The sequence below is a fragment of the Streptomyces sp. NPDC030183 genome (assembly GCF_055573455.1).
In genome coordinates this window covers 31487-54968 of the sequence record NZ_JBVIBK010000035.1, presented here as the reverse complement: position 1 = coordinate 54968, position 23482 = coordinate 31487, and the positions used below count along the sequence as shown (strand labels likewise).

The following is a 23482-nucleotide window of genomic DNA, read 5'->3' as shown; positions in this document are numbered from 1 at the left end:
GTACGACGGTATTGATGATTGAGCCCGTATGGCAAGACCTACTGCCAGCCCTCACATTTTTGTTGTTGTGTCCGTTACTTACAGTCCTGACCGGATTTTACCCATCCGTTTCAGCAGTCTGTCCGCCGACTCGAACAGCTCCGGCCGGGCCAGTACGGCGTTCCGCAGCGCCCGGACGGGGGCGCGACGGGCCCGGTGCCCGAGCGCCACGGGGTGGCGCCGGGTGACCCACCCCTCGGACACGGAGATCTCCCGTGTCTTCAGGGAGTCCTTGTACTGCTTCTGACCCCGCCCGAGATCCAGGTACGCGATCCCGTCCGCGGCGCCCTCCTCCGCCATGTGCAGATGCAGCAGCAGCCCCGGCGAGAACCTCGCGAACGCCGGGTCGTACGCCGGGAACCAGCAGGTCAGCACCCGCTCGGAGCGGAGCCCGAAATGGGCGGCGACCGGCTTGCCGTCCGCGTACAGCACGGACAGCTGGCCGGCGAAGGAGTCGGAGCGGGTGTGGAACAGCTGCTGCACGAGCCGGATGATCCAGGGGTGCGCGAAGCGGTCGCTGCGACCGGTCCTGCGGTACTGGGCGGACTTCCAGGCCATCAGGGTGCGCAGGACCTCGGGGTCGCGCTCGTCGTGCACATAGCGGACCTCGCTGACCGCGCGGGCGAGCCTGCGTTCCTTGGCGAGCGTGGACCGGACGAACTTCGGTGATCCGGCCCGCAGTCGGCGCAGATACGCCTCATATCCCTGTTCGAGGTCCATGACCGGTGACGGGAAGGTCCCGGTGATGTGCTCCGCGAACGGCGCCTGGCCCTCCGCCAGATGGTCGAACTCCCACACGGCGAGCCCGCAGGCCCGCAGCAGCGCCTCGGCGTCCCAGGTGAATCCGGGGCGGTGGACGACGCCCTGGCAGTCGGACAGCCCGAGGCCGATGGCCCGGCCCACGCCGGCGGCGGTTCTCTGGAACGGGAAGAAGGCCGCCGGTTCACCGCCCTCGCGCAGGACCGCGATCCGCACGCCGCGCCGGCACCGGCCGACCGCGAGGGCGAACTCGGGGGACAGGAACGGGTTCGCCAGCTCGGGCGCGCCGTGGAGGTGTGCCTTCGACTGCAGGGCGGTCCAGGCCGCCCGGTCGGCGGCGCTCAGTTCCCCTGGGCGGTACACACTGATGTCCACGTCTCAGGTCCGTCTTCTCTCCGTACGGCCGCGCACGCGCCGTACCAGGCTCAGCAGGAGAACGAGCGAGCTGATCACGGTCACGGCCGCGATCCCGCCGGGTACCGACCAGGAGTGGGTGGCGATCATGCCTTGCGCGACGAGGAGGTTCACCGCGATCGCGCCCGCGGCGGACGCCACGGCACGGCCGAAGGGTTCCAGCCCGCGCAGCGCGGCCCCGATGGCGGCTCCGGGCGCGACGAGGAGGAAGAACAGCGTGAACGGGCCGCGCAGGACCGAGTCCGCGTCGGCGAACGCGAGCACCGCGCCCACCGCCGCCACGGCCGCGCACGCGCCCGCGAGCAGTGGCCCGCCCCTACCGGACAGGGATGGCTTGGTACCCAAGGTCTGCATGGGCGACTTTGCCCCCCGAAGCGCCGGATGCCGGGCTTCAATGTCGCTCAGCGGGCGCGGGACAGTCAAGACGCGGAACTCGCCGGTACGCCCTCGCGCGAGAGGTCGGCGGACGAACGGCGGCAAGGGGATCACCGGTCCCGGAACGGGTGTTCCCCGGAGGCGGTGGGCGCCTCCGGGGAACGGGTCGGGGGACGGACCGCCCGGTCAGGGGACCGCGGGCGGGCCGGCCGGGGTCACGGGACGATCTGGAGCAGACGGTTCGGGGAGCCGGTGCCCGGGCCGGTGACCTTGCCCGTGACGGCGCCGCCGGTCAGCGCCGTGGCGACCTGGGCCGGGGTGGCCGAGGTGTGGCCGGACAGGTAGACCGCGGCCGCGCCCGCGACGTGCGGGGTGGCCATCGAGGTGCCCGAGATGGTGTTGGTGGCGGTGTCGTTGGTGTACCAGCCGGCCGTGATCGACGAGCCCGGGGCGAAGATGTCCAGGACCGAGCCGTAGTTGGAGTAGCTCGCCCTGGCGTCGGTGCTGGTGGTCGCGCCCACGGTGATCGCCTCGGCGACCCGGGCGGGGGAGTAGGAGGAGGCGTTGGCGCTGCTGTTGCCGGCCGCGACGGCGTAGGTGACGCCGCTGGCTATGGAGTTGCGGACGGCCGTGTCGAGGGCGGCGGACGCGCCGCCGCCGAGCGACATGTTGGCGACGGAGGGGCCGCTGTGGTTCGCGGTCACCCAGTCGATGCCCGCGACGACGCCGGCCGTGGTGCCCGAGCCGGAGTTGTTCAGCACCCGCACCGCCACGATCTTCGCCTTCTTGGCGATGCCGTAGGTGGAGCCCGCGATGGTGGTCGCGACATGGGTGCCGTGACCGTTGCCGTCCTGCGCCACGTTGTCGCCGTCGACGGCGTCGTAGCCGTTGACGGCCCGGCCGCTGATCTGGGAGTGCGTGATGCGCACGCCGGTGTCGATGACGTACGCCGTCACGCCGCTGCCCGCGGAGTCCGGGTAGGTGTACGTGCCGGAGAGCGGCAGCGACGCCTGGTCGGAACGGTCGAGGCCCCAGGGGGCGTTGGACTGGGTGGCGTCGGCGGTGAGGATCTGGTTCTGCTCGACGGAGGCGACGGCCGGGTCGGCGGCGAGTCTCCTCGCCTCGGCCGCCGAGAGCCGGGCCGAGTAGCCGTTGAGCGCGGACCGGTAGGTCCGCTCGACCGCGCCGCCGTACTCCTTGATCAGGCCCTTGGCCTCGCTCGAAGCGGCCTTGAGGCCGGTGCCCTTCTTGAGGGTGACGAGGTAGCTGCCCTTGATCGCGGTGGGGGAGCCGGCCGCGAGGACCGTGCCCTCGGCCGGGGCGGCCTGGGCGGGCAGTGCCGTGAGGCCGCCGAGCAGGGCGGTCGTCGCCAGGGTGGTGACGGCGGTGACACGGATCCTCTTGCTGAGCAGATGTGCCATGACGAGGGGGTCCTCCTCAGAGGCGGCGCACGCCGGGGTGGGGGGCGTGCGTCTGTGGGGGGTGTGTGCGGGATCGCACTCACGACCGGGAGCGGCGCGTTCCGCTCACGGCTCCCAGCAGCGTGATGGCTCCGCAAGCGCGGCACAAGGGAGTTGCGGTCTTGTCATGCGTATGCCACACGTACGCAATCGAACGGAAGTTGAACGGGGTGGGTTCGGGTCGATCGGGCCCGAAAGTCTTGACATGAACACTTCCGATCAACACGCGTAGTTGCTACGACGGTTGGCACAGAGATCCTGCTAAAGGGAGGTTCCATGAGACGTTCCCGATTTGCGGTCTTCACGACCTCGCTCCTCCTCGCCGTCACCGCCACCCTGACCGGGGCCGCGGCGGCGCAGGCGTCCGAACGGGCCGCCGCCACCGGCTATGTGGCCCTCGGCGACTCCTACTCCTCCGGTGTCGGCGCCGGGAGCTACATCTCCTCCAGCGGCGACTGCAAGCGCAGCACGAAGGCGTACCCGTACCTCTGGGCGGCCGCCAACTCACCCTCGTCCTTCGACTTCACGGCCTGCTCCGGCGCCCGAACGGGTGATGTTCTGGCGAGTCAGCTCGGCCCGCTGGGCGCCGGAACCGGGCTCGTGTCGGTCTCCGTCGGCGGCAACGACGCCGGGTTCGCCGATGTGATGACGACCTGCGTGCTCCAGTCCGACAGCTCCTGCGTCTCCCGCATCAACACGGCCAAGGCGTACGTCGACTCGACGCTGCCCGGCCAGCTCGACAAGGTCTACTCGGCCATCAGGGCGAAGGCACCGGCCGCCCATGTGGTGGTGCTCGGCTACCCGCGCTTCTACCAGCTGGGCGGCACCTGCCCCGGGCTGTCCCAGACCAAGCGGTCCGCCATCAACAACGCGGCCGACTACCTGAACACCGCGATCGCCAAACGCGCCGCCGACCACGGATTCACCTTCGGCGACGTCCGCTCCGCCTTCACCGGGCACGAACTGTGCTCCGGCGACGCCTGGTTGCACAGCCTCAACCTGCTGAACATCGGCGACTCGTACCACCCGAAGGCCGCGGGGCAGTCGGGCGGGTACCTGCCGGTGTTCAGGAACGCGGCGTGACAGCGGCCACGGCCGCCCGCACGAGCACGACCTGAGCACGCCTTGGGCGCGTCGACCGGGCCGGCTCCCCGCTCCCCGGGGCCGGCCCGGTCACCGCGCGACCGTGGGCTTTTCAGGCCCCGTCGTCCGAGCCGTCGGGGTTCTCCGAGTCCGAGGGGGTCCCGCCGGTCGTCGGGGGCTCCCCCTCGCAGGCCACGGAGAACGCCACGGAGTTGGACGTCGTCTCGACCGGACCGCGCACCTCGACGCTGATCTCGTCCTCGTAGGTCGTGTCCGCCGCGTACGTCGTCACGACGATCCGGTCCTGCTCGCTCTTCCCGCCGCCCGCCGGGAACGACAGCGTCTTCCACTCGGTGTCCGGCGCCTCGCTGCTCGCCGTCACCCAGCGGTACTCGACCTTCACGGGCACCCGGCCCACGGTGAACGTCGCCGTGAAGCGCGGCGCTTCCTCCTCCGACGGCGGACACGCCCCCGAGTAGTGCGTGGCCTCGCCCGCGACCACCACCTTCACGGACTGGGCCGGCGGCCTGCTGGTCGTCGGGTCGTCGTCCGGGGTGTCGGAGGGCCGGTCGCCGTCGTCGGTGGTGGGCTCGTCGCTCGGCTCGTCGGACGTACCGCCGCCGCTCGTCCGCCCCCCGCTGCCGCCGGACGTGCCCGACCCGCTGGTGGTGTTGCCGCCGGTCCCGCCGTCGTCCCGGTTGACCCAGGCGTACGTCAGCCCCGCGACGGCGAGGGCGAGCGCCGCGATCCCCGCGACCAGGAAGACGAGGGCACGCCGGTTGCGGTCGGGCGCGCCGGCGGGCACCGCCGAGGATCCCGTCGCGACCGCCGGGCCGGGATACGGCGGTGTCGGGGGCCCGGACCCCGTCGAGGTCCGCCCGGTCCCGCCGCTCGCGGGCGAGGGCGTGAGCACCGTCGGGGCGTACGGGGCCGCCCCGACCGTGCCGGTCCCGGAGGGGGTGCCCCCGGCGCCGATGATCCGCAGGTCCCGCTCGGCCTGCTCGGCGGAGACCCGCTCCGCCGGGTCCTTGCGCAGCAGCCCCTCGATCACCGGGGCCAGCGGGCCCGCCCGGCGCGGCGGCGGCAGCTCCTCGTCGACGACCGCGCGCAGGGTGCTCAGCGGGGTGTTCTGCCGGAAGGGGGAGTTGCCCTCGACCGCGGCGTACAGCAGCACGCCCAGCGACCAGAGGTCCGACTCGGGTCCGGGCGTACGGCCGAGCGCGCGCTCGGGGGCGAGGAACTCGGGCGAGCCGATCACCTCGCCGGTCATCGTCAGCGCGGAGCTGCCCTCCACCGTGGCGATGCCGAAGTCGGTGAGGACCACACGGCCGTCGTTGGACATCAGCACGTTGGCCGGCTTCACGTCCCGGTGCAGGACCCCCGCCTCGTGCGCGGCACGCAGTGCGGCCAGCACCTCGGCGCCGATCTGCGCGGTGCGCTGCGGGGGCAGCGGGCCCTCGGCGTCCAGGAGGTCGGCGAGCGACAGGCCGCGCACCAGCTCCATCACGATCCACGGGCGGCCGTCCTCCACGGCCACGTCGTACACCGTGACCACATTGCGGTTGGCGACCCGGGCGGCCGCCCACGCCTCCCGCTCCAGCCGGGCGTACATCCGCTCGACGTCGGACGTCGGGATACCGGCCGGGGCCCGTACCTCCTTGACCGCCACCTCACGGTGCAGCACCTCGTCACGGGCCCGCCACACCGTGCCCATCCCGCCCTGGCCGAGCGGGGTCAGCAGGCGGTAGCGGCCCGCGATCACACGTTCACTGCCCGGTTCTTCGGACACGGACATCCCCCATCATTCGCATCCGCGCGACGTCTCCACTCCGTGCGATTTCTCCCCAAAGTAGCTCAGAGGAACGCGGATGCCGCCCCCTTGAACACCAAACCAGCCCCGAGGGCGACGACCAGCAGCGCCGAGGCCAGCGGCACGGTGCGGCGGACCAGCGCCGCCGTGGGACCGCCGAGCCGGCCCTGGCCCTTGTCCAGCACCCGCGCCGCCCAGCCGCCCGCCTTCACCACGGCGTACCCGGCCGCGGTCAGCGTGAGCGCCAGGCCGATGCCGTACGCCAGCACCAGCAGCAACCCGAACCACGCCTTGCCCAACGCCGCCGCGCCGACCAGCACGACCACCGCGGAAGGGCTCGGCACCATGCCGCCCGCGAAGCCGAGCAGGATCGTGCCGCGCAGGGTGGGCGCGGTGGGGTGGGTGTGCGTGAAACCCCCGTGCGTGTGGGTCAGACCGCCGCCGAGGAGCGAGCGCTTGGGGGAGGGGGTGTGCTCGTGCTCGTGGGTGTGGTCGGGTCCGTGGGTGTGGTCGTGGTCGTGGTCGTGGTCGTGGGTGTGGTCGTGGTCGTGACTGTGGGTGTGGCCGTGGGTGCCGTGGTGGTGGGTGTGCGCCTTGGCGGGGGCTGTTTCGCGGGCTTGGGCGTGTCCGTGGGGGTGGTCGTGCGCGTGGGCGAGGACGAGCTGCTTCTCGGGCTCGGGCTCGGGCTCGTGCTCGTGGGAATGCCCGTGCTCGTGGGAACGCCCGTGCCCGTGCCCGTGGCCCGGGGTCAGTGCCAGCTTGCGGTTCAGCCAGGCGCGGCGGGCCAGCGTCACGCCCGCCGTCATCACGAAGAGGCCGCTCGCGATGCCGAGCCAGGTGATGACGGACGGGGCGGCGGCGGAGCCCGCGAGGACCAGCAGGCCGAGGGCGACCACGCCGAGGGTGTGGGTGATCGTCACCGACGCGGCCATCGGCAGGACGTCGCGCATCCTGGCCCGGTCGCGGGCGGCGGCGGTCGCGGCCATGAGCGTCTTGCCGTGGCCCGGCGCGAGCGCGTGCATCGCGCCGAGGAACAGGGCGATGCCGAAGGCCAGCGCGCCGAAGCCGAGGGTGAGGTCGTGGCTGGAGACCAGGTCGTCCAGGGCCCGGGTCCAGCGGTCCGCGCCGCGCGGCAGGATCGAGGCACCCGGCGCGTCGTTCTCGCGCTCCGCCAGCGCGGGACCGCCGGGCCGTACCTGGAGGGACGCGGCCGCCGTGTCCTCGGGGGACTGGAGCAGTTCCTGGGGGTAGTCGGTGAGCCGGTCCGACACCGACTCCTCCGGTACGTCAGAGCCGGTCAGCGTCATCCGGTCGCCCTGCGCGGTGACCTCGCGCCAGCCGGGCCCTGAGTCCACGGCGGCGTGGAAGCGCACGTCGACGGCCCGGTCCGGCAGGGCGGCCGTCAGCCGGCACTCCACACGGAGCGTCTTCAGCCCCGCCTGGCCCGGCCGCTCCTGCGCCCGGCTCGACACGACGGTCACCTCGACGGCCCGCCCGTCGACCGTCACCTCGGTGCCCTCGGCGGCCGTGGCGCACCGTTCGCGGGCCCAGCCCGCCTTCCCCCGACGCTCGATCGCGGGCTCCGCCTGGGTGGCCGGGATCTCCGCCAGGTCCTCCACGTGGAGGACCTTCAGCTGTCCGGGGGCGGCGACCAGTCCGTCGTACCGGTTGACGGTGAAGTTGCCGAGCGGGTGCGCGCTCGCGGTCCCGCTGGGCACGAGCACGAGGGTGCAGGCGGTCGTGAGGACCGCCGCGCAGGAGGCGAACAGGCGCCGGGCGGACGTCACTTGGCCTCCAGAGCCTTCAGGGTCGTACGGGCCTCGGCGGCGCCGCGCGGAGCGAAGCCGGGGTTCAGGTCCAGTGCCGCCTCGAGCGAGACCTTCGCGGCCTTCTTCTCGCCGGCGCCGTACTCGACCATCCCCCGGTGGTACAGGAACGTCGCGTCCTTGTACCCGGTGGCCGTGGCCCGCCTGGCGTACGGCAGGGCCTCCTCGTCGCGGCCGTTGACGTGCAGCGCCCAGGCGAGGGCGTCCGCCGTGTGGACCGTCTCGCGGCGCTTCCACTCCGCCTCGGCCGCGCGCAGGGCGGCCTTCGTGTCACCGTGGTCGGCGGCGGCGAGCGCGGTGTCGAGGTCGGCGTTGACGCCGTTGGCGCGGGCGATCGCGGTGTAGGCGTTCACCAGCGCGTACTGCTCGCGGGCCGCCGACTTGTCGCCCTTCGCCTCGTACAGCTCGCCGAGGAGGACCAGCGGGCCCGGCAGCGGGTAGGCGGACACGACCTGTTCGAGACCGCGGACGGCCTCGGTGGTGTCGCCGCTCGCGGCCTGGGCGCGGGCGCGGCCCTCCAGCGCCGGGAGGTAGGTGTCGTCGGCGCCCAGGGCGCGCGCGTAGTGGTCGAGCGCCGTTCCGAGGTCGCCCTGCTTCCATGCCAGCTGCCCGAGCTGGGTGGCCACGTAGGCGATGTCGCCCCGCGTCACCGCCGAGTCGAGCGCCTGCCGCAGGACGCGGCGGGCGGTCCTCACATCGCCGCGCAGCTCGTGCACATAGGCGTAGCGGGTGAACACGGGGATGCCGGGACGGCGGGTGTCGGCGAGCTTGGCCGCCTTCAACGCCTCGTCGTACCGGCCTAGTTCGACGAGCGCGTCGATGCGGCTGCACAACGCGCGTTCGCTGTACGGGTTCTCCTCGAGCGCCCGGTCCGCGTAGCGCAGGGCGTCCTCGAACTCATGGCGGGCGGCGGCCAGCGCGGCGAGGCCGGCGAGCGCCGGGTCGTTGTCCGGCCGCAGCTTCAGGGAGCGGTTCAGGGCCTTCTCGGCCTGCGGATAGCGGGAGGGGTCACCCTTGGTGCGGGCCTGCTCCACATAGGCGAGGCCGAGCGTCGACCACGAGCCGAAGTCCCGCGGCTGCTCCTTGAGATGGGCCTGCAGCGCCCTGACCGACGTGTCGAGGTCCCCGCTCGCGAGCTGTGCCGCCGGGAGGCCGGGGGAGGAGGAGAGGGCCACCGTCCGGTCGTCGTCCCGGGCGCCCAGCGCGACCGCGAACCCGGTGAACGCCACGGCCAGCGCGGCGGCGCACGCGGTGAGCCGCAGCAGCCGCCGCCGGCCGGACTCGGTCCCGGGAGCCCCCTCGTCGGGGCGCGGACGTCCGTCCTGCGACGCGCTGTCGTTCGTACGCGGGGACATGCCCTCTCCTCAAAGTCCTTGCCGGGCAACGGTGATGACGTCGGTGGGGCGCGGCCCGCGCCGTGGGGGATGGCTACGAGCGGACCGCGCCGGTCGGTGGACCGGGCCCCGCGGGGCCCGGCCGGGGCGGCCTAGTAGTAGGCGCGGTCGTTCCGGCGGCGCCACCACAGCAGACCCGAGCCGATGAGCAGCACACCGGCCGCGCCCGCGCCGGCGGAGGCCGCGATCAGCGTGGTGTCGTCCATGCCGGCCTCGACACCGCCGCCCAGCGCGCTGCGCACGTTGTTCGTGGTGTTGCCCTTGACCGTCTTGCCCCGCGAACCGGCCGTCGGCAGACCGACGTACGGGAAGGACTTGCCGAACTTCTTGTCGTTCTTGTCGACCGCGTCGCCCAGGTCGTTCTTGGCGCCGACCAGCTCGCCCTCGACGACCTGGAGCGCGATGTCGATCACGTCGTCGGTGAGCCGGCGGCCGTTCGGGAAGCCCTGGTTGTCACCGTCGAGCACACCGAGCCGCTTCGGCTTCGCGGCGGGCGCGATGGAGGTGTTGAGGCGCAGCTGCTCCGACGGGGTCACGTGCGGCGGCTGGTTGAGGCCCTCGACGCCCTTCAGGAAGACGTCGACGAGGTCGTTGCGCGGCGTCTTCGGGGCGGGGATCTTGTAGATCGCCTCGATCAGCTTCGGCAGCTCAGGCTCGGTGACGTTGTTCAGGAACTGGGCGTCCTCCGTGGGCGAGGACGCGTTGAACCGGTCCTTGTCCTTCAGCGGGTTGACGACCTCGTTCACCAGCGGCATGCCGAGGCGGGAGACCTGGTGGAAGCGGCCGTTGGCGCCCTTGCGCTGGGTCGTCGACCATATGCCGACGATCGGCTGCTCCTTGGAGTAGGCGAGCGCCTCGCTCGGCACCTGGAGCGCGATCGAGTTGACGTTGTAGCCCTTGAGGGTGTCCCGCCCGACCTCGGAGAGGTCACCGCCGTACAGCAGGTCGAAGACGCGCAGGTCCAGGAAGAACGGGTCGTCGGCCTGGCCGGCGAACGTCGTCACCCCGCTCGCGGTCTTGTAGACGGCGTCGTCGCGCAGCTTCTTGAAGTTCGGCATCGACGCCTTGCCGACGTTGGAGGGCGCCACCCGCACGTCGTCGGCGAGCTTCGTCCGGGACACCGGGCGGCGGTCCCGCAGCTTGATCAGCTCGATGTCGTAGGTCTGCGTGATGTTGAGGTCCGGGTCGTCCAGGCTCTCCACGACACCCGTGTTGTACAGGAACGTCTTGTCGTTCTTCGTCTTGGTGTCGAACGTGTAGCGGAAGACGAGGTCTTCCTTCGCGTCGCCGTCCTGGTCGACGCGGATGTCGTACTGGGCGTCCTCGGAGAACGGGAAGAAGTTCGGGCCGCCCGCCGGCTCCTCGAAGGGGATCCAGTTCGCGATGATCGTCGTCGTGTCCGGCCGGTCCGGGCTGACGAACGCGTACACGTCCGTGTTGTCGAACTGGGGCTCCCCGGAGATCAGCGGAGCCTCGCGGTGGCTGGAGGCCGACGCCGCCCCCGGCTCCAGCACGGTGACGCCGGCGGCTGCGAGCCCTCCGGCGGCCAGCGAAGCACAGATGAGGGCCGCGATGCTCCGCCGCCCCGCGCCGCTCTTGGAAGTAGGTGTCGTCATGCCGTCCGTCCTCTGTCCCAACTTGCCTGACGATCGCCATTCGGAGCGGTCGGCAGGGTGGATTGGTCGAATCCCAAACGTTCTTACGGCGCGTTTGAAAGGTTGTCTCAGCGGAGAGCCCGATTCCTTGATCTGGTTCTGCTCGGACTTCTGCGCGGACACGGCCGGCGGTCCGATCCGGTCGGATCCGATCGGATTCGTCGACGCGGGACCCGCGTTTTGGGCAGGCTGATCCGTAACCCCATCCGGAGGTGGGTCGGTTGCGTATGCCTTACGCGCGGGGATGGCCGTGCTCGGCCGGAGGCGAGGGGGAGCGAGTGGAGGCGGACAAACTCCTGGTCCGGGTGGCCGGAGGTGACCAGCGGGCCTTCGAGGAGTTGTACGCCCTGGTGTCCGGACCGGTGTTCGGTCTGGTGCGCCGGGTCGTCCGCGATCCCGCGCAGTCGGAGGAGGTGGCCCAGGAGGTGCTGCTCGAACTGTGGCGCTCCGCCGCCCGCTTCGACCCCGCCCGGGGCAGCGCCCTGTCCTGGATCCTCACCCTCGCCCACCGGCGCGCGGTGGACCGGGTGCGCAGCGCCCGCGCGGCCAGCGAGCGCGAGCAGCGCGAGGGGCGACGGGCCCACGACACCGCCTTCGACCAGGTCGCCGAGGAGGTCGAGGCCGGCCTCGAACGCCAGTGGGTGCGCCACTGCCTGGAGCGGCTCACCGCGCTCCAGCGCGAGTCGGTCACCCTCGCCTACTACGACGGCTACACCTACCGTGAAGTGGCCGAGCGGCTCTCGCTGCCCCTCGGCACGGTCAAGACCCGTATGCGCGACGGACTCACACGGCTGCGCGAATGCCTGGGAGGAGTCGCATGAGCGCCCTGATCGGCCTCGCGGCACAGAAGGCCCCGTCCGGTTCCACCACGCCCCGCGCCCGGGTGCCCGAGGGAGGCGCGGCATGAGCGTGTTCCGCCGCGAGGACCCCCACTCGCTCGCCGCCCCGTACGCGTTGGACGCCCTGGAGCCCGACGAGCGCCGCCGCTTCGAGAAGCATCTGGAACGCTGCGACCGCTGCCCCGCCGAGGTGCGCGCCCTGGCGGAGGACGCGGTCCGCCTCGCCTGGTCGACGGCCGTCCCCGCGCCGGCCGCGATGCGCGACCGGGTGCTCGCCGCCGTACGGAGCACTCCGCAGGAGGCCCCGGCGCAGGCGCGGCCCCAGCAGCATCTGCCACCCCACGTCTGGGGCACCGCGCCGCCACCGAAGGCGCGCGCCCGTGCGCCCAGGATGCGCCCTTTGTTCATGCCGCTCGCCACCGTGACCGCCGCCGGCGCGCTCGTCGTGGCGTCGCTGTTCGCCGTCGAGGCGGACCGGACGCGGGATCAGCTGGACGCGGAGCGCGCGCAGTCACGTGAGATCGCCCACGTTCTCACAGCGCCTGACGCCCGCGCGACCAGTGAACGGGACGCGGACGGCAATGGAATCGGAGTGATCGCCTCCGCCGAGGAGGGGAAAGCGATCGTGACGCTCAGCGGATTCGAGAACCTGCCGCGCGACCGGGTGCACCAGCTCTGGCTCATGCGCCCCGACGTGCAACCACGCTCCCTGGGCCTCTTCGACGGCGACACGCCCTTGGTCACCGACGGATTGGACACCGACGCCATGTCACTCGCCGTGACCGTCGAGCCCGACGGGGGGTCAGCGCAGCCCACCAGCCAGCCAATTGTCCAACTCGCCCTGGAATCAGTTGGATTCGGAGAGTAATCGACAACGCCCTTACGGGGTAGGTGTATACCGAGACCGCGATTCCCGAGTGCTCGGGTGGGGCGATATGGTTACGCTGCCCGGGCCGGGTGGACTCGAACGGGTGGGGAGTGACATGGAACAGATAACAGTCCGCAGGGCGCGCGTCCCTGCGATCACCTGCGGGAGCAGTGCGACCAGTTCGCGCCTCGACCGCCATCTCTCGGTGCTGAGCGGCCCCGCCGTGCCGCAGCGCGAGGCGGCCGAGGCGACCTCGCTGATGCGCGAGATCACAGCGCGTTCCCCGCATGAGAAGCGCGCCGCCAAGGACACCCGCGTCGGCCGTGTCTCGCTGTTCGCACCCCTGAGGCGGCTGCGCCGCTCGCTCTTCGGCAGCCGCTAGCACCAACGTCCTCAGCAGGAAGCCCGCGCTCAGGCGATCACACCGTCCCGGCGCAGCGCTGCGATCTCGTCGCCCGTCATCCCCACGGCGCGCAGCAGCGACTCAGTGTGTTCCCCGAGCGCGGGTACCGCCCCCATCCGTGCCTCGTCCCCGCCCGGCAGTGTGAGGGGCGGCAGCAGCGCCCTGAGCGGCCCCACCGGTGACCCCACTTCCCGCCACCGGTCCCGGGCCGCCAGTTGTGGATGCTCCGCAAGTTCGCGCACGTCCCTCAGCCGTGCGCACGCGATGCCGGCCGCCTGCAGCCGCGCCACCGCCTCGTCCGCGTCCAGGACGCGCAGCGCCCGCGCGACCGCCTCGTCCGTACGGTCCCGGTGCGCGACCCGGGCCGGGTTCGTGGCGAACGCCGGGTCATCGGCCAACTCCGGTCGTTCCAGCACCTGCTCGGCGAGCCGGCGCCACTCCCGGTCGTTCTGCACCGACAGCAGCACCCGTCCGCCGTCCGCCGTCGGATAGGCGTCGTAGGGCGCGATCACCGCGTGCGCGAGGCCCGTCCGCACCGGGGGAGTGCCGCCGTGCAGGGTGTGGTGCAGCGGGTGCCCCATCCATTCGGCGAGCGCCTCCAGCATCGACACCTCCACCGGCCCGCCCCGCCCGGTGGTGCCCCGCCGGACGAGCGCCGCGAGCACCCCCGAGAACGCGTACATCCCGGCGGCGATGTCCGCCGCCGGGATGCCCGCCTTCACCGGCTGCTCCGGGGTGCCCGTCACCGACACCAGCCCGGCCTCGCACTGCACGAGCATGTCGTACGCCCGCTTGTCCGCGTACGGCCCCGACGCCCCGTAGCCGGAGATGTCCACCGCGATCAGCCGGGGGTGCGCGGCGCACAGGGTGGCGGCGTCCAGACCGAGGCGGGCCGCCGCGCCGTGCGCGAGGTTCTGCACGAACACGTCGGCGTCCGCCACCAGCCGCCGTACGACGTCCAGTCCGCGCGGGTCCTTCAGGTCGAGGGCGAGGGACTCCTTGCCCCGGTTGCACCACACGAAGTGCGAGGCCAGGCCCCGCGCGGCGGTGTCGTAGCCGCGAGCGAAGTCACCGCCGTCGACCCGCTCGACCTTGATCACACGGGCGCCGAGGTCGGCGAGCTGCCGGGTGGCGAAGGGCGCCGCCACGGCCTGCTCGACGGCGACGACGGTGAGGCCGTCGAGGGGGAGGGGATCGCCGGTGCCGGTCAGTGAGCGCATGCCGTGGATCATGTCCCCGGCGGGCCGCCGTTGTCAGCAGGGCGTGCCGAGCGTCACGTGCCCCACCCCGGCCCGCCCCGCCGGAGCGGGCCGGAGGCCGCCCGGTCCGGCCCGTCCCCCCGAACGGGCCGGAGGATCACCTGGGGCCGGCCGCGTACGTCCGTACCGCGAGCGGCACGAACACCGCGAGGAGGACGGCGCACCAGGCCAGCGAACCGGCGACCGGGTGGGCCACCGGCCAGGCGGCACCGTCCGGGACGGGCGCGTTCCCGAACAGGTCGCGCAGGGCCGTGGTGACCGCACTGATCGGGTTCCACTCGGCGGCGGTGCGCAGCCAGCCCGGCAACCCCTCGGTCGGGATGTACGCGTTGGAGAGCAGCGGCAACAGGAAGGTCGCCCCGCCCAGTTGACCGGCGGCGTCCTCGTTCCGGGTGAGCAGGCCGAGGAAGACGCCGATCCACACCGCCGTGCACCGGAACAGCAGCAGCAGTGCGAACGCGCCGGCCGCCGCGAGCGCGCCGCCCTCGATCCGCCAGCCCACCGCCAGCCCGACCAGCAGGAACGGCACCGTCCCGGCGGCCGTGAGCACCACGTCCGCCGCCACCTGCCCGAGCGGTACTGCGGCCCGGCTCATCGGCAGGGTGCGGAACCGGTCCATCACGCCGCGGTGGGTGTCCTGGGCGGCCTGGAACATGCCGGTCATGATCCCGCCGGCCGCCGTCGCCACCAGCAGACCGGGGACCAGGAACCGCCGGTACTCCTCGCCCGGCACCGCGAGGGCGCTGCCGAAGACATAGCCGAAAAACAGCAGCATCGAGATCGGCATCGACTGGGTGAGGATCAGCAGCCCCGGGTTGTTCCGGGCCCGCCGCAGCTGACGGCCGAGCATGGCCGCGCCGTCGTACGCCAACGCGTTCATGCGGCACGCTCCTTCAGGTGGGAGGGGTCGGAGCCGGTGAGGTCCGAGGCGTCGGAGCGGTCGGTCGCGGGGGCCCCGGTGAGGCGGAGGAACACGTCGTCGAGGGTCGGCGGGCGCAGGCTCGCGTCGATCAACGGCACACCGGCCGCGTCCAGTTCGCGGACGAGTCGGGGGAGCGTCAGCGTCGGGTCGAGGGTGACCGCCCCGACCGCGTTGCGGTCCCGGTCGAACGACGGCTCCCCGCCGGTGAGGTGGTCGAGGACCCCCGCCGCCCGGACCATCGCGTCGGCGTGCGCGACGACGACCTCCGCGTAGGAGCCGATGAGCGCCTTGAGCTGGGGCGGCGAGCCACTGTGCGCGATCCGGCCCCGGTCCATCAGCACCACCTGGTCGGCGAGCCGGTCGGCCTCCTCCAGGTACTGCGTGGTCAGCAGCACGGTCGTCCCCTCCGCCTTGAGGGCGGTCACGGCGTCCTGGATCTGGTTGCGGCTGACCGGGTCGAGCCCCGTGGTCGGCTCGTCGAGGAAGAGCACCGCCGGATGCCGTATCAGGCTCGCCGCCAGGTCGAGCCGGCGGCGCATCCCGCCCGAGTACGTGGAGACCGGCCGGTCGGCTGCCTCCGCCAGCCCGAAGCGGTCGAGGAGTTCGCCCGCGCGGGCGGCGGTGTCGCGGACGCGGCGCAGCCGGGCGAACAGCCGCAGGTTCTGCCGCCCGGTGAGGTCCCCGTCCACCGATGCGTACTGCCCGGTCACACCGATCGCCCGTCGGACGGCGGCCGGTTCCCGGACCAGGTCGTGCCCCGCGATCCGCGCCGAGCCGGCGTCCGGGCGCAGCAGCGTCGTCAGCAGCCGTACGGCCGTGGTCTTGCCCGCCCCGTTCGGGCCGAGCATCCCGACCACCGAGCCCCGCTCCACGGCGAGATCCAGGCCCCGGACGGCATGGACGTCCCCGAAACGCTTCTCCAGACCTTCACTAAGTACAGCGTACGTAGAAGTCATGGGGTGACCATAGCGCACTACGTACGGTGTACGTAACTACGATGGTGGCCGAGGTGATGATCGATGGCTGGCCGACCGGCCGTACCCCAAGTGATCTGGGCGCGCCCCGAGCGCACCGGCCGAGGTCCGAGGCCCGCGTTCAGCCGTGCGGACATCGCGGCGGTGGCGGTGCGGCTCGCCGACCAGGGCGGGCTCGACGCCGTGTCGATGCGGCACGTCGCGGCCGAGCTGGGCTGCGGGACGATGTCGCTCTACAACTACGTGCCGCGCAAGGAGGACCTGCACGAGCTGATGGTCGACGCCGTCGGCGGCGAGCACGAGCTGTGGGAGCCGAGCGGGGACTGGCGGGCCGACCTGCGCCGGGTGGCCCACCAGACGCGGGAGCTGATGCGGAGGCATCCATGGCTGCCGCGGCTGATGTCACCGGTGTACGGGTTCAGCCCGAACGCGCTGCGGTTCCTGGAGCACTGCCTGGCCTGCATGGACCCGCTCGACGCGCCGTACGGCACGAAGCTCCAGCTCCTGGCGCTGCTCAACGGGTGCGTGACGACGTACGTGGCGAACGAACTGGCGACGGCGGAGCGGACGCGGGCGCTGCCCTGGTCGGAGGAGCAGGAGAACCAGGTGCGCATCGCCTATCTGGGCGGTCAGATCGCCTCCGGGGCGTATCCGCGGATGGCGGCGGCGTTCACGGAGGACGCGGGGCCGATCGATCTGGAGGCCGTGTTCGCGTGGATGCTGGACCGGGTGCTGGACTCGTTCGCCCCCTGAGGCCGAGCCCGGCGGCGGGTCCGCCTCACAGCAGCGTGAACTGGCCCTCCGGGCCTTCCTCGTCGTGGTCCAGCACCGAGGCCGGTCGGCGCGCGGACTCCGCCACCGGCAGGACGCCCGCCGTGCGCAGCTCCTCCGCCGTGAGCTGATCCTTCACCGTCACCTCGGCCTGACTCGGCCGCAGTTCGGCCAGGAGCGCCAGGACCGTGATCAGCTCCAGGAGTTCCGACGTCCAGGTCTGGGGCCAGGTTGCGGGGCGGACGGCCTCCAGCGTGCCCGGTCGCGCGGGCTCCGTGCGGCGGGCGAACCACGCGTCGAGGACACGGACACCGCCCACGTGGAAGTCCCAGGCACCGGCCGGCACCGGCGAGACACGGCCCTCGTCGAGCAGGAGGGCCTCCTCGTCGGGGTCGTAGCGCAGTTCCACCGGGCGGGCCGGGAGCGGGGCGCGGACGTAGGGGCGCCGGCCGCCGGGCAGCTTGGGGCGGTCGCCGTCGCGGCGCATCAGCCAGAGGGCGCGGCGGCCCACCTCGACACCCCGGAACCAGGTGTCCGGGTCCGGGGTGAGGGGGACCTCCGTGCCTCGGGGGCCCGGGCGCGCGGTCACCAGGATCCAGGCGAGCACGTCCAGCGGGCCGACGCGGTCGGCGCCCACCCGGTCGGCGAGGAACCCCGTGAGACCGGGGGCCAGGTTCGGTTCCCGGCCGCCGGGCCGCCGGTACAGGGGGCGGACCCTGCCGGGGCGCGGGCCGTGCGGGGGAGTCAGGGGCAGGAGCGAGGTGGCGAGGAGCGGCGGCCCGGAGGGTTCGGGCGCGCCCGACTGCTCCACCACGAACACCTGGTGCCCGTCCGCGACCCGCCACAGCTCGGGGCGGGCCGCGTCGATGAGGCGGTGGTCGGGGATGAGCCACTGTTCGTCGAAGGGCGCGGCGAGGACCCGTACGGGCTCGGGGCAGGGGCCCGACTCGCGTGCCAGCCGGCCGGTGCCGCCGGACCGGCCCGGCAGCGCGGGGACCGCGGAGGCGAGGGTGCGGGAGCGCGTGGGACCGAACAGGGCCTCGCGGTCCGGGCCCTCCGCCTTCATCAGCGCGTCCCAGCGGGCCTTGAGAGAGGCCGCGTCGGGAGCCGCCGGCCACCCCCGGCCCAGCCGCGGCGGTGCGACGGACCACGGCATGAGGTCCGCGAGCAGCGGAGCGTCGTCGTGCGTCACGCGGGGCATCGTACGACCTCGTCAGTGGGCGTCGAGCGTGACCGTGAAGGAGAAGCGGTCGCCGCGGTAGTGGATGACCGCGACGTCCAGGACGCGGCCCGACTCGTCGTAGGTGACGCCCGTGTAGTGCAGGATCGGGCTGAGCAGCGGGATCTGGAGCAGACGGGCCGTCTCCGGGTCCGCGAGGCGGGCCTCGACGGTGTCGGTGATGCGGCTGATGGCCACGCCGACGGCGTCGCGGAGCACCTTGGTCATCGGCCAGCGCAGCAGGTCCTCCCGGTCGATGCGTTCGGCCAGCTCCGGACGGACGTAGTTGCGGGCGTGGTTGGTGGGTTCCCCCGTCCGTTCGTCGCCGCGCAGCCGGTGGTAGGTGGCCACCTCGGTCAAGTCGGGGAAGTACTCCGAGAGTTCACCCGACAGAGGGGTGCTGCCCTGCTCCAGCAGCTCGGTCGTCATGCCCGACTGCTGGGCCACGATCGCGTCCACCGAGCCGAGCAGCCGCACGGGCGTGCCCCGTTGCGCGCCCGGCTCGATGAACGTGCCGCGCCGCCGGTGCCGGCTGATCAGCCCCTCGTCCTCCAGCTCCTTCAGGGCCTGCCGCATGGTCAGCACGCTCACCCCGTAGTGCCCGGCCAGCTGCTCCTCGGTGGGCAGGCGCAGCGGGTCGTGGGGTGAGCGGCCCAGTATCGAGGCGCGCAGGGACTGCGAGACCTGATACCAGAGGGGCAGCTTGCGGTTCAGGACGATCGAGTCCGGGGCGAAGGAGGTCACGACGTTATCCGTACCCGGCCCGGCGCGGTCAGCGCAACGGACCGAAGTGGCGCTGGAGGCCCGACCAGACGTCGTCGTACCCCTGCTGGAGATGGTCCGCCCGGGCCGCCTGCGCGGTCGTCAGGATCGGCCACCGGGTCTCGAACATGAAGGCGAGCCCGTCGTCGATCTTCTGCGGTGCCAGCTCGGCGGCGCTCGCCCGGTCGAAGGTCTCCCGGTCGGGACCGTGCGCGGACATCATGGTGTGCAGCGAGCCGCCGCCGGGCACGAAGCCCCCTTCCCCGGCCGCCTTGGCGTCGTAGGCGCCCTCGATGAGGCCCATGTACTCGCTCATCACGTTCCGGTGGAAGTACGGCGGCCGGAACGTGTCCTCGCCCACCAGCCAGCGCGGCGCGAACACCACGAAGTCCACACCGGCCAGCCCCGGCGTGTCCGACGGCGACGTCAGCACCGTGAAGATCGACGGGTCCGGGTGGTCGTACGAGATCGAGCCGATGACGTTGAACCGCCGCAGGTCGTAGACGTAGGGGGTGTAGTTGCCGTGCCAGGCGACCACGTCGAGCGGTGAGTGGTCGTAGACGGCGGTCCAGAGGTTCCCGCAGAACTTGTTGACCACCTCCACCGGGCCCTCCACGTCCTCGTACGCCGCCACCGGCGCCCGGAAGTCACGGGCGTTGGCGAGGCCGTTGGCGCCGATCGGACCGAGGTCGGGGAGGCGGAAGGGGGCGCCGTAGTTCTCGCAGACGTAGCCGCGGGCGGTGGTGTCGAGGAGTTCGACGCGGAAGCGGACGCCGCGCGGGACCAGCGCTACCTCGCCGGGCTCCGCGTGGAGGAGGCCGAACTCGGTGCGCAGGAGGAGGCCGCCCCGCTCCGGGACGATCAGCAGCTCGCCGTCGGCGTCGCTGAAGACCCGCTCCATCGAGGACGTGGCGTGGTACAGGTGCACGGCCATGCCGGAGCGCTGGGCCGCGTCGCCGTTGCCCCCGAGCGTCCACAGGCCGGCCAGGAAGTCGGTGCCCGCCGCGGGTTCCGGGAGGGGGTTCCAGCGCAGCCGGTTGGGATCGGGGACCGTCTCGGTGAAGGGGGCCGTGCGCAGCGTGCCGTTGTCCGCGCGGGTGAAGGCCGGGTGCGCGGCCGACGGGCGGACGCGGTAGAGCCAGGAGCGGCGGTTGTGCGCCCGGGGCTCGGTGAAGGCGGTGCCGCTGAGCTGCTCCGCGTACAGGCCGAGCGGGGCGCGCTGGGGTGAGTTGCGGCCCTGCGGCAGCGCGCCCGGGACCGCCTCCGAGGCGTGTTCGTTGCCGAAACCGGAGAGGTACTCCAGCCCTTCGGCCGTCTTCCTGACGTCCCCGCTCATGATCGCTCCCTCGCGCTCCTGATTCCTATGCATCACCGTAGGATTCGAGCGGGGTGGGCGCAAGAGGGCCGATGGCCGGGTCGCGGCAAGCCGCGGCGCGTCGTGTCGTCACATCGGGTGCCGTCGGGGCGGGCCTGAGAACCGGACCCGAGGAGGATCCGTCTTGTCAGTGCGGTGCTCTACGCTCCCGGCAGGCCCTGGACGTGCGGATGTTCGTCGTCCGCAGTGTTCGACCGCTGAGCGGGAGTGGCGGTACCGGCCGTACCTGTATCCGGAAGCTCATCGGACCTCGGCGGAAAGGCATCATGAAGCCCGTGTCCCAGGCGACCTCCTTGCGCCGCGCACCCGTGCAGCGGCGCAGTGCCGAACGACTGACCAGGATCCTCGACGCCTGCGCCGACCTCCTCGACGAGGTGGGCTACGACGCGCTGAGCACCCGTGCCGTGGCGCTGCGCGCGGGTGTCCCCATCGGCTCCGTCTACCGCTTCTTCGGCAACAAGCGCGCGATGGCCGACGCGCTCGCCGAACGCAACCTCGACCGGTTCGCCGAGCGGGTCGGACGCCGTCTGGAGGGCACCGGCGACCGGGACTGGCGCACCGCCATGGACGCCGTCCTCGACGAGTACCTCGACATGAAGCGCCACGCCCCCGGCTTCGCCCTCATCGACTTCGGCAACCAGATCCCCGTGGGCGGCAGCCGGCAGGAGCCCAACACCCGCGTCGCCGACCGCCTCTCCGAGCTGCTCTCCGCCTATATCGGCCGCACCCCCGACGAGGACCTGCGCCGGGTCTTCCTCATCGCCGTCGAGACCGCCGACACCCTCGTCCACCTCTCCTTCCGGGTCTCGCCCGAGGGGGACGCGCGGATCATCGAGGAGATGCGGCAGCTGCTGCGGGCCTATCTCGCGCGCGTCCTGGACTGACTCGATCCGCCCCGGCCCCGCTCGCCCCTCCCGCTGATGCATACCGGTCGGTATGCTCGGCTGCGGCGCCGCGCGACCCAGCGTGCGCGGCGCCCGTCCGAGCGCCAACGCCGTCGCCCTCCGGGAGGACCCGTGTCCACCACCCCCGACTCCCGCACCGCCCTGCGGATCTGCCCGCTCTGCGAGGCCACCTGCGGGCTCACCCTCACCATCGAGGGCACCCGGGTCACCAAGGCCCGCGGCGACCGGGACGATGTGTTCAGCAAGGGGTTCATCTGCCCGAAGGGCGCCTCGTTCGGCGCGGCCGACGGCGACCCCGACCGGCTGCGCACCCCGCTGGTCCGCGAGGACGGGGAACTGCGCGAGGCCACCTGGGCGGAGGCGTTCGACGCCGTCGCCGCCGGACTGCGCCCGGTCGTCGACGCGCACGGCCCGCACGCCGTCGGCGTCGTCCTCGGCAACCCGAACGTGCACACCATGGCGGGCGCCCTCTACCCGCCCGTCCTCCTCGCCGGACTCGGCACCCGCAGCCTGTTCACCGCCTCCACGGTCGACCAGATGCCCAAGCACGTCTCCAGCGGACTCCTGTACGGCGACGCCCACGCCATCCCCGTACCGGACCTCGACCGCACCGACCACCTGCTGCTCCTCGGCGCCAACCCGCTCGAGTCCAACGGCAGCCTGTGCACCGCCCCCGACTTCCCCGGCAGGCTCAAGGCGCTCAGGGCCCGCGGCGGCACCCTCACCGTCGTCGACCCCCGGCTGACACGCACCGCCAAGCTCGCCGACCGGCACGTCGCGATCCGCCCCGGCACCGACGCGCTGCTCCTCGCGGCGATGGCGCACGTCCTCTTCGAGGAGGACCTCGTCGACCTCGGCGACCTGGCCCCCCACGTCCTCGGCGTCGAGGAACTCGCCGAAGCCGTTGGGGGGTTCAGCCCCGAGGCCGCCGCCGTCGCCTGCGACGTGGACGCCGCCGTCATCCGGGACATGGCCCGTGAACTGGCCGCCGCGCCGACCGCCGCCGTCTACGGCCGCATCGGCAGCTGCACCGTCCCGCACGGCACCCTCGCCAGCTGGCTCGTCGACGTCCTCAACATCCTCACCGGCAACCTCGACCGGCCCGGCGGGGCCCTCTTCCCGCACTCCGCCACGGACAAGACGCCCCGGCCCGCCGGACCCGGCCGCGGCTTCGCCCTCGGACGGTGGCGCAGCCGGGTCGGCGGCCACCCCGAGGCCAAGGGCGAGCTGCCGCTGTCCGCGCTCGCCGAGGAGATCGACACGGCCACCGCCGAGGGCAGCCCCGTCCGCGCCCTGATCGTCGTCGCCGCCAACCCGGTGCTCTCGGCGCCCGACGGCGACCGTCTCGACAAGGCGCTCGACTCGCTGGACTTCATGGTCAGCGTCGACCCCTATCTGAACGAGACCGCCCGCCACGCCGATGTCGTCCTGCCGCCGCCCCCGCCCTCGCAGGCCCCCCACTTCGACTTCGCGTTCAACGCGTTCGCCGTCCGCAACCAGGTCCGCTACAACCGCGCCGCCGTGCCCCTGGAGGACGGCCGCATGGCGGAGACCGAGATCCTGGCCCGCCTCACCCTCGCCACCACCGGCATGCACGGCGCCGACCCCTCCGCCGTGGACGACCTGGTCATCGGCCAGACCCTCGGCAGGGCCGTCAAGGAGACCCACTCGCCCGTCCACGGCCGTGACCCGAAGGAACTCGCCGCCCTGCTCACCGGCGAGAGCGGCCCCGAACGGCGGCTCGACATGATGCTGCGCCTCGGCCCGTACGGCGACGGCTTCGGCGCCCGCCCCGACGGCCTGAACCTGGAGCGGCTGCTCGCCCACCCGCACGGCATCGACCTCGGCCCGCTCGGGCCCCGGCTGCCCCAGCCGCTGAAGACGGTGAGCGGGAAGGTCGAACTGCTGCCACGGCCGATCGTCGACGATCTGCCGAGGCTCCGCACGGCCCTGCGCGAGCGCCCCGACGGCCTCGTCCTCATCGGCCGCCGCCATCTGCGGTCCAACAACAGCTGGCTGCACAACATCCCCGCCCTCACCGGCGGCTCCAACCGCTGCACCCTGCACCTCCACCCCGACGACGCCGCACGCCTCGGCATCGCCGACGGGGACGCCGTACGGATCAAGGGCGCCGGGGGAGAGGTCACCGCCCCCGCCGAGGTCACCGACGGCGTACGCCGGGGCGTCGTGAGCCTTCCGCACGGCTGGGGACACGACCGGCCGGGGACCCGGATGAGCCACGCCGCGCTCGACCCCGGCGTCAACGTCAACCAGCTGCTCGACGGCTCGCTCCTTGACCCACTGTCGGGCAACGCGGTCCTCAACGGAGTGCCCGTGGAGGTAGCGCGAGCAGGCGCAACGCTGTGACCA

Annotated in this window: 20 protein-coding genes; 7 read left to right on the top strand and 13 right to left on the bottom strand. The window is 72.7% G+C overall.

Annotated features, from left to right (window positions below; all coding sequences use genetic code 11):
* Positions 1 to 78: 78 nt before the first annotated feature.
* From ACZ4Z2_RS32795 to ACZ4Z2_RS32785, 3 genes are all read right to left on the bottom strand, one after another.
* On the bottom strand, positions 79 to 1173 hold the full coding sequence (locus tag ACZ4Z2_RS32795) for a GNAT family N-acetyltransferase (RefSeq protein ID WP_468081011.1): 1095 nt from the start codon (positions 1171 to 1173) through the stop codon (positions 79 to 81).
* 3 nt (positions 1174 to 1176) lie between these two features.
* A complete protein-coding gene (locus tag ACZ4Z2_RS32790) occupies positions 1177 to 1566 on the bottom strand; it encodes a hypothetical protein (protein ID WP_468081010.1) in 390 nt (129 codons plus the stop codon).
* Between the two features lie 236 nt (positions 1567 to 1802).
* Positions 1803 to 3008, bottom strand: a complete 1206-nt coding sequence (locus ACZ4Z2_RS32785; protein ID WP_468081008.1) for a S8 family peptidase — start codon at positions 3006 to 3008, stop codon at positions 1803 to 1805.
* 315 nt (positions 3009 to 3323) lie between these two features.
* Here ACZ4Z2_RS32785 and ACZ4Z2_RS32780 point away from each other — a divergent pair, with 315 nt between their 5' ends.
* Positions 3324 to 4130 carry an SGNH/GDSL hydrolase family protein gene (locus ACZ4Z2_RS32780; RefSeq protein WP_468081006.1) on the top strand — a complete coding sequence of 269 codons (807 nt, stop codon included), beginning with the start codon at positions 3324 to 3326 and terminating at the stop codon, positions 4128 to 4130.
* Positions 4131 to 4242: 112 nt separating this feature from the next.
* Here the strand turns inward: ACZ4Z2_RS32780 and ACZ4Z2_RS32775 are convergent, their stop codons facing one another.
* The 4 genes from ACZ4Z2_RS32775 to ACZ4Z2_RS32760 all read right to left on the bottom strand — a co-directional run bounded on the left by ACZ4Z2_RS32775 (position 4243) and on the right by ACZ4Z2_RS32760 (position 10776).
* The gene (locus tag ACZ4Z2_RS32775; protein WP_468081005.1) at positions 4243 to 5925 is read right to left on the bottom strand and encodes a serine/threonine-protein kinase; all 1683 of its coding nucleotides are present in this window, start codon (positions 5923 to 5925) and stop codon (positions 4243 to 4245) included.
* A 59-nt stretch (positions 5926 to 5984) separates the two neighbouring features.
* Positions 5985 to 7727 carry a nickel transporter gene (locus tag ACZ4Z2_RS32770; protein ID WP_468081004.1) on the bottom strand — a complete coding sequence of 581 codons (1743 nt, stop codon included), beginning with the start codon at positions 7725 to 7727 and terminating at the stop codon, positions 5985 to 5987.
* Positions 7724 to 9121 carry a tetratricopeptide repeat protein gene (locus ACZ4Z2_RS32765; RefSeq protein WP_468081003.1) on the bottom strand — a complete coding sequence of 466 codons (1398 nt, stop codon included), beginning with the start codon at positions 9119 to 9121 and terminating at the stop codon, positions 7724 to 7726. Before ACZ4Z2_RS32765 ends, ACZ4Z2_RS32770 begins: the two co-directional genes overlap by 4 nt.
* A gap of 131 nt (positions 9122 to 9252) precedes the next feature.
* Positions 9253 to 10776 (bottom strand): DUF4331 domain-containing protein, encoded by a 1524-nt coding sequence (locus ACZ4Z2_RS32760; protein WP_468081002.1) that lies wholly within the window; start codon positions 10774 to 10776, stop codon positions 9253 to 9255.
* Positions 10777 to 11093: 317 nt separating this feature from the next.
* Here ACZ4Z2_RS32760 and ACZ4Z2_RS32755 point away from each other — a divergent pair, with 317 nt between their 5' ends.
* The 3 genes from ACZ4Z2_RS32755 (at position 11094) to ACZ4Z2_RS32745 (ending at position 12904) form a co-directional block, all read left to right on the top strand.
* A complete protein-coding gene (locus tag ACZ4Z2_RS32755) occupies positions 11094 to 11636 on the top strand; it encodes a sigma-70 family RNA polymerase sigma factor (protein ID WP_468081001.1) in 543 nt (180 codons plus the stop codon).
* A gap of 82 nt (positions 11637 to 11718) precedes the next feature.
* Positions 11719 to 12522, top strand: coding sequence for an anti-sigma factor (locus tag ACZ4Z2_RS32750; protein ID WP_468080999.1), 804 nt, complete (start codon positions 11719 to 11721; stop codon positions 12520 to 12522).
* A gap of 115 nt (positions 12523 to 12637) precedes the next feature.
* Positions 12638 to 12904: a hypothetical protein gene (locus ACZ4Z2_RS32745; RefSeq protein ID WP_468080997.1), complete on the top strand. Its 267-nt coding sequence runs from the start codon at positions 12638 to 12640 to the stop codon at positions 12902 to 12904.
* 29 nt (positions 12905 to 12933) lie between these two features.
* Here the strand turns inward: ACZ4Z2_RS32745 and ACZ4Z2_RS32740 are convergent, their stop codons facing one another.
* From ACZ4Z2_RS32740 to ACZ4Z2_RS32730, 3 genes are all read right to left on the bottom strand, one after another.
* A complete protein-coding gene (locus ACZ4Z2_RS32740; protein WP_468080996.1) occupies positions 12934 to 14157 on the bottom strand; it encodes a CaiB/BaiF CoA transferase family protein in 1224 nt (407 codons plus the stop codon).
* Positions 14158 to 14281: 124 nt separating this feature from the next.
* Entirely contained in the window at positions 14282 to 15064 is a 783-nt protein-coding gene (locus ACZ4Z2_RS32735; protein WP_468080995.1) for an ABC transporter permease, read from the bottom strand.
* Complete coding sequence (locus ACZ4Z2_RS32730) at positions 15061 to 16062, bottom strand: ATP-binding cassette domain-containing protein (RefSeq protein ID WP_468080994.1); 1002 nt, start codon at positions 16060 to 16062, stop codon at positions 15061 to 15063. The genes ACZ4Z2_RS32735 and ACZ4Z2_RS32730 overlap by 4 nt, the downstream gene beginning before the upstream one ends.
* Positions 16063 to 16125: 63 nt before the next feature.
* On the opposite strand from ACZ4Z2_RS32730, the gene ACZ4Z2_RS32725 reads away from it, so the two are divergent.
* Positions 16126 to 16833, top strand: a complete 708-nt coding sequence (locus ACZ4Z2_RS32725; RefSeq protein WP_468080992.1) for a TetR/AcrR family transcriptional regulator — start codon at positions 16126 to 16128, stop codon at positions 16831 to 16833.
* A 25-nt stretch (positions 16834 to 16858) separates the two neighbouring features.
* Here the strand turns inward: ACZ4Z2_RS32725 and ACZ4Z2_RS32720 are convergent, their stop codons facing one another.
* Genes ACZ4Z2_RS32720 through hmgA form a run of 3 tightly spaced genes read right to left on the bottom strand, consistent with a single transcriptional unit; the run spans position 16859 to position 20168 of the window.
* Positions 16859 to 18052, bottom strand: coding sequence for a type ISP restriction/modification enzyme (locus tag ACZ4Z2_RS32720; RefSeq protein ID WP_468080991.1), 1194 nt, complete (start codon positions 18050 to 18052; stop codon positions 16859 to 16861).
* Positions 18053 to 18064: 12 nt separating this feature from the next.
* Positions 18065 to 18814, bottom strand: a complete 750-nt coding sequence (locus ACZ4Z2_RS32715; protein ID WP_468080989.1) for a GntR family transcriptional regulator — start codon at positions 18812 to 18814, stop codon at positions 18065 to 18067.
* A 28-nt stretch (positions 18815 to 18842) separates the two neighbouring features.
* Positions 18843 to 20168 carry a homogentisate 1,2-dioxygenase gene (hmgA, locus tag ACZ4Z2_RS32710; RefSeq protein ID WP_468080988.1) on the bottom strand — a complete coding sequence of 442 codons (1326 nt, stop codon included), beginning with the start codon at positions 20166 to 20168 and terminating at the stop codon, positions 18843 to 18845.
* A gap of 305 nt (positions 20169 to 20473) precedes the next feature.
* Here hmgA and ACZ4Z2_RS32705 point away from each other — a divergent pair, with 305 nt between their 5' ends.
* Together ACZ4Z2_RS32705 and ACZ4Z2_RS32700 are read left to right on the top strand one after the other, a co-directional pair.
* Positions 20474 to 21091, top strand: coding sequence for a TetR/AcrR family transcriptional regulator (locus ACZ4Z2_RS32705; protein WP_468080986.1), 618 nt, complete (start codon positions 20474 to 20476; stop codon positions 21089 to 21091).
* Positions 21092 to 21223: 132 nt separating this feature from the next.
* On the top strand, positions 21224 to 23479 hold the full coding sequence (locus tag ACZ4Z2_RS32700) for a molybdopterin oxidoreductase family protein (protein WP_468080984.1): 2256 nt from the start codon (positions 21224 to 21226) through the stop codon (positions 23477 to 23479).
* Positions 23480 to 23482: the final 3 nt, after the last annotated feature.

What these genes read in the sequence shown, in the direction of transcription:
- ACZ4Z2_RS32790 (WP_468081010.1), bottom strand. Translation starts at nt 1,566, where the DNA reads ATGCAGACCTTGGGTACCAAGCCATCCCTGTCCGGTAGGGGCGGGCCA.
- ACZ4Z2_RS32785 (WP_468081008.1), bottom strand. Translation starts at nt 3,008, where the DNA reads ATGGCACATCTGCTCAGCAAGAGGATCCGTGTCACCGCCGTCACCACC.
- ACZ4Z2_RS32780 (WP_468081006.1), top strand. Translation starts at nt 3,324, where the DNA reads ATGAGACGTTCCCGATTTGCGGTCTTCACGACCTCGCTCCTCCTCGCC.
- ACZ4Z2_RS32775 (WP_468081005.1), bottom strand. Translation starts at nt 5,925, where the DNA reads ATGTCCGTGTCCGAAGAACCGGGCAGTGAACGTGTGATCGCGGGCCGC.
- ACZ4Z2_RS32765 (WP_468081003.1), bottom strand. Translation starts at nt 9,121, where the DNA reads ATGTCCCCGCGTACGAACGACAGCGCGTCGCAGGACGGACGTCCGCGC.
- ACZ4Z2_RS32760 (WP_468081002.1), bottom strand. Translation starts at nt 10,776, where the DNA reads ATGACGACACCTACTTCCAAGAGCGGCGCGGGGCGGCGGAGCATCGCG.
- ACZ4Z2_RS32750 (WP_468080999.1), top strand. Translation starts at nt 11,719, where the DNA reads ATGAGCGTGTTCCGCCGCGAGGACCCCCACTCGCTCGCCGCCCCGTAC.
- ACZ4Z2_RS32745 (WP_468080997.1), top strand. Translation starts at nt 12,638, where the DNA reads ATGGAACAGATAACAGTCCGCAGGGCGCGCGTCCCTGCGATCACCTGC.
- ACZ4Z2_RS32740 (WP_468080996.1), bottom strand. Translation starts at nt 14,157, where the DNA reads ATGATCCACGGCATGCGCTCACTGACCGGCACCGGCGATCCCCTCCCC.
- ACZ4Z2_RS32735 (WP_468080995.1), bottom strand. Translation starts at nt 15,064, where the DNA reads ATGAACGCGTTGGCGTACGACGGCGCGGCCATGCTCGGCCGTCAGCTG.
- ACZ4Z2_RS32730 (WP_468080994.1), bottom strand. Translation starts at nt 16,062, where the DNA reads ATGACTTCTACGTACGCTGTACTTAGTGAAGGTCTGGAGAAGCGTTTC.
- ACZ4Z2_RS32725 (WP_468080992.1), top strand. Translation starts at nt 16,126, where the DNA reads ATGGCTGGCCGACCGGCCGTACCCCAAGTGATCTGGGCGCGCCCCGAG.
- ACZ4Z2_RS32720 (WP_468080991.1), bottom strand. Translation starts at nt 18,052, where the DNA reads ATGCCCCGCGTGACGCACGACGACGCTCCGCTGCTCGCGGACCTCATG.
- hmgA (WP_468080988.1), bottom strand. Translation starts at nt 20,168, where the DNA reads ATGAGCGGGGACGTCAGGAAGACGGCCGAAGGGCTGGAGTACCTCTCC.
- ACZ4Z2_RS32705 (WP_468080986.1), top strand. Translation starts at nt 20,474, where the DNA reads ATGAAGCCCGTGTCCCAGGCGACCTCCTTGCGCCGCGCACCCGTGCAG.